This window comes from Rhodovibrio sodomensis (assembly GCF_016583645.1).
GTDB lineage: Bacteria > Pseudomonadota > Alphaproteobacteria > Kiloniellales > Rhodovibrionaceae > Rhodovibrio > Rhodovibrio sodomensis.
Map to the genome: position 1 here is coordinate 1 of NZ_NRRL01000178.1, position 6772 is coordinate 6772.

At 71.7% G+C, this 6772-nt stretch carries 5 protein-coding genes and 1 pseudogene; 3 read left to right on the plus strand and 3 right to left on the minus strand.

The features are described from left to right. The 3 genes from CKO28_RS26160 to CKO28_RS26170 form a co-directional block, all read right to left on the minus strand. A partial coding sequence (locus CKO28_RS26160) for a class I SAM-dependent methyltransferase (protein ID WP_200344157.1) occupies window positions 1-384 on the minus strand: 384 nt, incomplete at its 3' end. A gap of 32 nt (window positions 385-416) precedes the next feature. Beyond that, window positions 417-866 carry a cyclic nucleotide-binding domain-containing protein gene (locus tag CKO28_RS26165; protein WP_200344159.1) on the minus strand — a complete coding sequence of 150 codons (450 nt, stop codon included), beginning with the start codon at window positions 864-866 and terminating at the stop codon, window positions 417-419. Window positions 867-1018: 152 nt separating this feature from the next. Continuing rightward, entirely contained in the window at window positions 1019-3736 is a 2718-nt protein-coding gene (locus CKO28_RS26170; protein ID WP_200344168.1) for an ATP-binding cassette domain-containing protein, read from the minus strand. 246 nt (window positions 3737-3982) lie between these two features. Here CKO28_RS26170 and CKO28_RS26175 point away from each other — a divergent pair, with 246 nt between their 5' ends. The 3 genes and pseudogenes from CKO28_RS26175 to CKO28_RS26185 form a co-directional block, all read left to right on the plus strand. After that, a complete protein-coding gene (locus tag CKO28_RS26175; RefSeq protein WP_200344170.1) occupies window positions 3983-5230 on the plus strand; it encodes a glycosyltransferase family protein in 1248 nt (415 codons plus the stop codon). 11 nt (window positions 5231-5241) lie between these two features. Then, the gene (locus CKO28_RS26180; RefSeq protein WP_200344172.1) at window positions 5242-6531 is read left to right on the plus strand and encodes a glycosyltransferase family 4 protein; all 1290 of its coding nucleotides are present in this window, start codon (window positions 5242-5244) and stop codon (window positions 6529-6531) included. A gap of 19 nt (window positions 6532-6550) precedes the next feature. After that, window positions 6551-6772: pseudogene (locus tag CKO28_RS26185) on the plus strand (glycosyltransferase family 4 protein); the annotation flags it as partial.

Here is a 6772-nt window from a genome sequence, read left to right on the forward strand (position 1 = left end):
GCCGGGGGCGAGCAGGCGCGGGAGGTAGGGCTGGATCGCGGCGGCCAGCCGGGCGTTGCGCGCGGCGTCGCCGGTGCCGATGTCGGCGTGCAGCAGGGCGACCGCCCCGGCGAACCGTTCGCCCGCGCGCGGCAGCGTCGCCAGCACGTCGCCGAGGTAGAGGTGCGCGGCGTCGGGCACGCAGTCGGGGTGGGCGGCGACCTGGCGCTCGAACACGAAGATCTCGCGCCCCGGGCAGAGCTCGCGCAGGTGGTCGTAGGTCCGGCCGTTGCCCAGGCCGAGCTCGAACAGCACGCCCGGCACGCCGGCGACCGCGTGGCCGGCGGCGTCCAGGCAGGCGCGCTGGGCCTGTAGACGGCGGATCGCGCTGTCGAGGCGGCTCATCGGCGACGTCTTTCCGGAAAAGCGGGGGCGTCTCAGCCGCCGCGCGCGGCGCGCAGCTGGCGGGTGGTGGTCTCGAGGCGGTGGGCGAGCACGCGCATCACCTCGATGCCGATCTGCGGGAAGTCCTGCACCATGCGGAAGAACAGTTCCTTGGTGATCTTCAAGGTGACCAGCTCGCTGGTCGCCACCACCGTGGCGGTGCGCGGCACGTTGCACAGGATGGCGATTTCGCCGACGATGTCGTTGCTGGCGACCTGGGCGACCGTGATCGGCTCGCCGCTGTCGGCGGTGACCCGGACGTCGGCGGTGCCCTCCAGCACGATGTAGGCGGCGTCGCCCTCCTCGCCCTGGTCGAACAGGGCGGCGCCGTCGGCGAAGGTGACGCGCTCGCTGGCGAACGCCATCAACTTCAGCTTCGACGGCTCGATGTTCTGGAACAGCGGGATCCGCCGCAGAACCTCGACCTCCTGCTCAAGCCCCATCGTCAAACCCTCCTCGCGCCGCCGTGCCCGGATGCGCCCGGTTTCAGTCAGTCATGCCGGCGGATCGCACGCACCGCGTTACACCGTGATGACGGATCGACCGGACCCCGGCCCCGCGCCAAAGCCGCCGGGCGCCCGAGCGCCGACCCGCCTCAGTCATCGCTCAGCAGCCGATCGAGCGCGCCGCCGGTCCCGGCGAGCTCGGCGTAACGGCCGTGCTCCGGCACCTGGCCGGCGTCGACCACGACCACCCGGTCGAACCGGTCGGCCAGCTGGGCGCGGTGCAGCACCCAGATCACCCCGCCGTCGCGGCGTTCGGCGAGCAGGCGGTCCATGATCCGGGTCTGCGTCTGGCCGTCCATGATCGCCGTCGCCTGGTCGATCACCAATAGGTCGGGGCGCTTCATCAGCGCCCGGGCCAGCGCGAGCTTCTGGCGCTGCACCGCGGACAGGCGCTTGCCGGCCACGCCCACCGGATACTCCAGCCCGACGTCGATCACGTGCGCGCGCAGGCCGAGCTGGTCCAGCACCTCCGCGACCGCGCCCGCGATCCGGGTTTCCGCGTTCGCCCGGCCGTGCGCGATCCGGCCGAACAGGATGTTGTCCTGCAGCGACGCGGCGGCGTTGTAGCGTTCGGCGTCGAACACCTCGACCGCGTCGGGGCGTTCGGCGACGATCCGGCGGTCCAGTTCGTGGCGCGTCTCGACGACCAGCCGCTCGACTTCGGGGCCGATCAGGTCCAGGCGGTGGCGCGCCTCGACGTAGGCCAGCGGCAGCCGCTCGAGCTGGCGGATTTGGTCGTCCGACAGGGCGTCCAGCCCGATCTTGTCCGCCTGCGCGACCAAGGTCTTGTAGCGCGGCAGGTCTTCCGCATCGATGAACGAGAACTGCTCGAAGAACGGGTGCCCGGGCTCCAGGTCGGCGAAGATCTCGACCATCGTCCGGGCGATCTGCAGGCCCATCCGCGCCAGCGACCGGTCCAGCCCGGTCGCCCGCATCGCCGCCCGGGCGATCCGGTTGTCGGCCAGCTGGTCGGGGGCGAAGGCGGGGTCGATCGGGGTGCCGAACAGCAGGTTCTCGCCCAGGGTGGCGTTGCGGTTGTAGCCGGAGCTGTCGAACGGCTCGACCAGCCCCTGCAGATCGCGTTCCTGCAGCCGGCGGGCCAGCAGGCGGCGCGCTTCCAGCAGCGCGGCGGCGGTCTCCGGCCGGGTTTCCGGATCGATCGTGCCGGCCAGGCCGAAGCGGTAGACGTCGGCGCTCATGTCGACCGCGTCCAGCACCTCGACCATGCGCTGGCGCAGCGCTTCAGGCCCGTCGACCCCGGCGGCGGTGTAGTCGACCCAGTCCGCCTCCGGGTCCAACAGCGTGTTGCCGGAGACGCGGCTCTCCCGGTCGGCGGCGCACTTGGCCTGTTCGGCCTCGGCGCCGCGGGCCGCCGCGCGGACCGGACGGTGCTTCAGGCCGTAGAGCAGCGTGTCGCCGACGCTGCCCGGGAACAGGTAGGCTTCCGGCCCGACGTAGGCGGTGCGCCGACCGGTTACGGCTTCGGGCAGGCTCTGGGTGTCGCGGCCGTCCAGCAGCACGGTGCCGCTGGCGGGCAGGAACAGGCCGGTCGCGACCTGGGCCAGCTGGCTCTTGCCGCTGGCGCCGGCGCCGACCACGGCGGTGCGCGTGGCGATCGGGAGGGTCAGCGCGACGTTCTTCAGGATCGGGGTATCGCCGTCGTCGTTGACGGTGACGTTGCGCAGCTCGACCGACCCGCGCAGCGGCGGTCCCGAATCGGCGTCCGGGTCCTGGCGCGCCGGCTCCAGGATCGCCGGCGGCTGGAACTGCTCCACGACCGTGTCGTACTTGATCTGGACGTCCTGGCGGCGTTGCTCCCAGTCGATCAGTTCCTTGACCGGCCCGGGCAGGTCCTTGTAGGCGGAGATCACCGCGACCAGCGCGCCGATGTCGAGATGCCCCCGGATCGCCAGCACGCCGCCGACCGCGTAGAAGATGAACGGGGTCAGCTGGCTCAGGAAGTTGTTCAGGAATTTGACGAAGAACTTCCGCCGGAAGATCTCGTAGCGGATGTCGAAGATCTGGCCCAGGCGGTGGGAGATGTCCGCGCGTTCCAGGTTGGAGGTGTCGTGGGCGTGGATCTCCAGCCCGCCGTCGACCAGCTCGCCGACCCGTCCGGCCAGTTCGCGCGCGGTCAGCTGGCGCTGCTTGCCAAGCCGCAGGATCGGAATCCGCAGCTTGGGGATCAGCCCGGCCTGGATCACCACGATGGCGAGCGCGATCGCGCCCAGCCAGACGCTCTGCACCAGGATGAAGGCCAGCGCGGTGAGCGCCTGGCCGCCCAGGAAGGCGGGCTGGACGAAGGCGTCGCCGATGAAGCCGCCCAGCGGCTCCACCTCGTCCTTCACCATGGTGGCCGCCTCGGCCTGCTTGACCCGGCGCAGATGCGGCAGCGGGAACCGCAGGACCCGGTCGACCAGCTGGTAGCGCAGCCGGCGCAGCACCCGTTCGCCCATCCGACCCTTGGCGGTGTTGATGACGTACTTGACCAGGCCGTTGGCGATCACCAGCGCCAGGAAGACGAAACTGAGCGCCAGCAGCAGCGCGGTCTGGTCGAGCGGCACGCCCTCGTAGAAATACAGCTGCTGGCCGGTCAGGGTCTCCGATAGCGGCACCGGCGTGCGCAGGAAGGTCTGGGTATCGCCCGGCCCGGCGAACCCCTGGCCCTGGATGCCGCGGTTGACGATCTCCTTCGGCAGGTTGAGCGACAGGAAGTACAGCGGCAGCGACGCCGCCACCAGGGTCAGGATCCCCAGCTGCTCGCGCCGGCTGTGCCGCCAGATGTAGCGGAAGAGGTTGGTTTCCATGCTCACTCGGCTCGGGGGCGGCGTCGGCCGTGTGCGCCTCGATCCCGAAAAACTGTTCTGACGTCGCGTGTCGCACGCGCCGCATCTGGGCGCAAGCGAGGGTTACGCAAATGGGGCTCGAATTATTGTGAGTTTCAGGCACCATCGAGCTGTGTAAAGGTGATCGCCATCACAGCGCAGTTGGGTGAAAGGCTGTCAGGACCGCATGTAACGAACGCGGGCGGCAGTCGGGTTCAGGGGGCGCCCATGGCTTACAGCAAACCGTGCCGGATACTGATCTACAGCCACGACAGCTTCGGGCTCGGCCATCTGCGCCGCTGTCGGGAGATCGCGCACGCGATCGTCGAGGACAATCCCGAGGCCTCGGTGCTGATCCTGTCCGGCTCGCCGATCATCGGCAATTTCGACTTCCGCAGCCGGGTCGACTTCGTCCGCATCCCGGGCGTGATCAAGCTGCGCAACGGCGAGTACACCTCGCTCAAGCTGCCGTTGGCGATCGAGCAGACCATGGCGATGCGCGCGGCGATTATCCGGCACACCGCCGAGGCGTTCCAGCCCGACCTGTTCCTGGTCGACAAGGAACCGCTCGGCCTGCGCGGCGAGGTGCGCGAGACGCTGGAGCATCTGAACGCCTGCGGCGTCCCCTGCATCCTGGGCCTGCGCGACGTCATGGACGATCCCAGGGCGCTGGCGGAGGAGTGGGCGCGCAAGCAGGCGGTGCGCGCGCTGGGTGATTATTACGACGCGATCTGGGTGTACGGCCTGCCGCAGATCTGCCAGCCGTTGGACGGGCTGGAGCTTCCGGCCTCGCTGCTGCGGCGGATGGTCTACACCGGCTACCTGCCGCGCGATGCGGCCCACGACGCCCCCCGGGTGCGGCTGGAGAAGATTCGCGCGCCCTACATCCTGGTGACCGTCGGCGGCGGCGGCGACGGCGAGCAAATCATCGACTGGGTGCTGCGCGCCTACGAGGCCGATCCCGACCTGCCGTACCCCGCGCTGCTGGTGCTCGGCCCGTTCATGGGCAGCGACCACCAGAACGACTTCCTCGACCGCGCGGAAAAGCTGGCGCAGGTCGAGGCGATCACCTTCGACGCCCACATCGAGGGCCTGCTGACCGAAGCCGTGGGCGTGGTCGGGATGGGTGGCTACAACACCTTTTGCGAAATTCTGTCGTTCGACAAGCGCGCCCTGATCGTCCCGCGCACCGCGCCGCGGCGGGAGCAGCACATCCGCGCCAGCCACGCCGCCCAGCTGGACCTGGTCCGGATGCTGGACGGCGATGGGCCGCGCACGGCGCGCGAGATGGCGACGGCCCTGCGCGGCCTGCCGCACCAGCCGCTGCCGTCGGCCGGGGTGATCCCGGGCCTGCTGGAAGGCCGGCGCAACGTCGCCAAGCTGGTCCGGCAGTGGGTGGGCGCCAAGCCGGGCGCGCTCGACCTCGCCGTCGGCGCCGCGCGGCCGGTCGCCGAAGCGCGCCGGGCCGGGGGCTGAGCCGCCCGGTGATGCCGCTGTCCGACCGCGCGTCCGGGATCCCGGCGACCAAGCTGGCGGTGGTGCTGAAGGGCTACCCGCGGCTGTCCGAGACGTTCATCGCCCAGGAGCTGCATGCCCTGGAGGCGCGCGGCTTCGAGCTGCAGCTGATCTCGCTGCGCCGGCCGTACGATCCCAAGACCCATCCGATCCACGACGAGATCCGCGCGCCCGTGAGCTACCTGCCGGAATACCTCCACCAGGAACCCGGGCGCGTGCTCGGCGCCTGGCGCGCCGTCCGCCGGTGGCCGGGCTACCCGGCCGCGCGCCGGGCGTTGCTTGCCGACCTGAAGCGCGATCGCACGCGCAACCGGGTGCGCCGGTTCGGCCAGGCGTGCGTGCTGGCGGCCGAGCTGCCGGCCGACATCGACCGGCTGTACGTGCACTTCCTGCACACGCCCGCCTCGGTCGCGCGCTATGCCGCGCTGCTCCGCGGGCTGCCGTGGTCCTGCTCGGCCCACGCCAAGGATGTCTGGACCACGCCGGATTGGGAGATCCGGGAGAAGCTGGCGGAGATGGACTGGCTGGTCACCTGCACCGCCGTCGGCCGCGACCATCTGGCCGGCCTGGCCGGCGATCCGGCCAAGGTTCGGCTGGTCTACCACGGCCTCGACCTCGGCCGCTTCCCGGCGACGCCGCCGCCGGCGGGCGCGCGCGACGGCGGCGATCCGGACGCCCCGGTGCGCCTGATCTCGGTGGGCAGGGCGGTCGAGAAGAAGGGCTACGATGTGCTGCTGGACGCGCTCGCCCGGCTGCCGGCGGACCTGCACTGGCGCCTGCGCCACATCGGCGGCGGCGAGCTGCGCGCGCGGCTGCAAGCGCGCGCGGCCGAGCTGGGGCTGTCGGACCGGATCGACTGGCAGGGCGCGCAGGCGCAGGCGGACGTGCTGGCCGCCTACCGCGCGAGCGACCTGTTCGTGCTCGCCAGCCGGATCGCCCCCGACGGCGACCGCGACGGGCTGCCCAACGTGCTGATGGAAGCGCAGAGCCAAGGGCTCGCCTGCCTCGCCACCGACGTGTCCGCGATCCCCGAACTGATCCAGGACGGCGCGACCGGCCGGCTGGTCGCGCCGGGCGACGCGGCGGCGCTCGCCGCCGCCCTCGACCAGCTGATCCGCGATCCCGGAAGCCGGCAGGCGCTGGGCCAGGCGGGCGCGGTGCGCGTGCGCGCCGCGTTCGACGCCCAGGCGCAGATCGACGCGCTCGCCGACCTGCTGCGCGGCCACGCCGGCATGCCGGCACCGGCCGATGCGGCGGCATGACAGTTACGCTTACGCAACGATGACCCGAGTCGCCTTCTACGCCCCGCTCAAGCCGCCTGACGATCCGGTGCCGTCCGGCGACCGGCGGATGGCGCAGTTGCTGTGGCAGGCCCTGGAGCGCGCCGGCTGCACGGTCGAGCTCGCGGGCCGGCTGCGCAGCCGCGACGCGCACGGCGACCCGGCGCGCCAGCGCCGGCTGGCCGCGCTCGGCCGGCGCCTGGCGGCGCGTTACGTCCGCCGC